Origin of the sequence: Mesorhizobium sp. M4A.F.Ca.ET.050.02.1.1 (assembly GCF_003997725.1) — a bacterium.
Taxonomy (GTDB): Bacteria; Pseudomonadota; Alphaproteobacteria; order Rhizobiales; family Rhizobiaceae; genus Mesorhizobium.
In genome coordinates, this window is record NZ_RZSG01001097.1 from 1 (window position 1) to 1,531 (window position 1,531).

The 1,531-nt window shown below is 60.6% G+C and carries 3 protein-coding genes and 1 tRNA gene; 3 read left to right on the forward strand and 1 reads right to left on the reverse strand.

Annotation, left to right across the window (positions count from 1 at the left end):
* Positions 1-564 (forward strand): TetR/AcrR family transcriptional regulator (locus tag EOA33_RS35305; protein WP_145989508.1); only part of this gene is annotated, 564 nt, incomplete at its 5' end.
* A 166-nt stretch (positions 565-730) separates the two neighbouring features.
* Here the strand turns inward: EOA33_RS35305 and EOA33_RS35310 are convergent.
* Positions 731-806: transfer RNA gene (locus tag EOA33_RS35310), tRNA-Thr, on the reverse strand.
* A gap of 157 nt (positions 807-963) precedes the next feature.
* Here EOA33_RS35310 and EOA33_RS35315 point away from each other — a divergent pair.
* Both EOA33_RS35315 and EOA33_RS35320 read left to right on the forward strand, forming a co-directional pair.
* Positions 964-1,131 carry a hypothetical protein gene (locus EOA33_RS35315; protein ID WP_126054408.1) on the forward strand — a complete coding sequence of 56 codons (168 nt, stop codon included), beginning with the start codon at positions 964-966 and terminating at the stop codon, positions 1,129-1,131.
* A 179-nt stretch (positions 1,132-1,310) separates the two neighbouring features.
* On the forward strand, positions 1,311-1,531 hold a 221-nt coding region (locus EOA33_RS35320), incomplete at its 3' end, for a BA14K family protein (RefSeq protein WP_127407693.1).

Here is a 1,531-nt window from a genome sequence, read left to right on the forward strand (position 1 = left end):
ACCATCGACCTCATCGCCGATGAAGGGCTGGCGAGCGTCACCATGCAGCGCATCGCCGAGCAGGTCGGCTCGTCGAACGCGCTGGTCGTGTTCCATTTTCGCAGCAAGGAGAACCTGTTTCGGGCCGTGCTGCAGTATCTCAGCGATCGATATGATGAGCTGTGGGCCACCTTGGTGCGGGCGCCCGGGCTGTCGCCGGTTGAAAGGCTGCTGGGCGCGGTCGAATGCGCGCGAGGATTCGCGCGGCAGCATCCAAAGTGGGTTTCGGTCTTCGTCGTGTTCTCCAGCGACCGCAAGAGCATGCAGATCTACAACGAGATCGGGTTGCCGAGCGACCTCGCCTACACGGCCGAAGCGCGCGAGCTGCTGATCGAGATCTCGCGCAGTGGCGGCTATTCCGGCGTCGACATAGACACCTTATCAGAGAGCCTGAATTATCTGGTTCACGGCGCCTGGTACTGGGATCACCTGAACCCTTCCGGCCGTAACACCAATGTCCTGCGCAAGACGATGCTGATGCTGCTGCATCAGGCGTTTCCGCGGCATTTCGATCTTGAGCGCTAATATCTACCGGCTCTGCCGCAGATGGCAGCCGGCCTGGCGGTTGTGCGCCATTTCGGCTTGTTTGCAGCGAACTGTCGACTGTCCTCCTTCGCCAAGGCTTCGGAGGACACCCCTTCGTCTAACGATCTTCGGGTGGCCTGCTACCCGAAGCTCGAAGAGCGAAGGGTGGTGCCCCCGGACGGGATCGAACCGCCGACCTTCGGTTTACAAAACCGCTGCTCTACCAGCTGAGCTACAAGGGCATGGCGCTCCGGTAGCATATTCCATGCGCCAGTAAAGACAAAACTCCGTTCGCGACAGCTGATTGACCCGGCGAGGGCGGCCCCGCGCCATCCTGAAAACGGCAGGGCGGCTTCCTATATCAGGGCGAGATGCAATTACCTGGTTGAGGGTTTTCGCATGATCCGGCTCGTCATCATCTTCCCGCTTGTCGTGGTGGCCTGGCTTCTCGTGGTCAAGCTCGTCAGCGATTTGAAGAAAGCCAGCATCGACTGGACCGGCGTCACCACCATCATCGGCTTCATCGCGCTCGCCTTCTGGCTGCGCCATATCACCGGCATGGGATGAACCAGTGAGTAGGCAGTAGGGAATAGTGAGTAGGGAATGGCAGGTGGCCGCGTAGGCGACACTACTTCCTACTGACTATTTCCCACTTACTCAAAAAAGTTTCGAACCTTTTTCGCGGGCGCGACGACTGATGATCAAGAGGCGGATGGATCGCCTCTCCCACGCAACAGGAGATCATCATGTTCAAGCGCACCATTGTTTCCGGCCTCATCGCCACCTCCGTCGCCGCCGCCACGCTGGCCGGCACCGTTCAGCCCTCGGCCGCCCATGGCCATCACCACCACCGCGAGATCGGCATCGGCATTGCCGCCGGCGTCGGCGGGTTCGTACTCGGCAGCCTGCTCGCTCAGCAGCAGCAGCCGCAGCCTGTCTATGTCGACGAATATGGCGGCGGGTCCTC

What these genes read in the sequence shown, in the direction of transcription:
- EOA33_RS35315 (WP_126054408.1), top strand. Translation starts at nt 964, where the DNA reads ATGATCCGGCTCGTCATCATCTTCCCGCTTGTCGTGGTGGCCTGGCTT.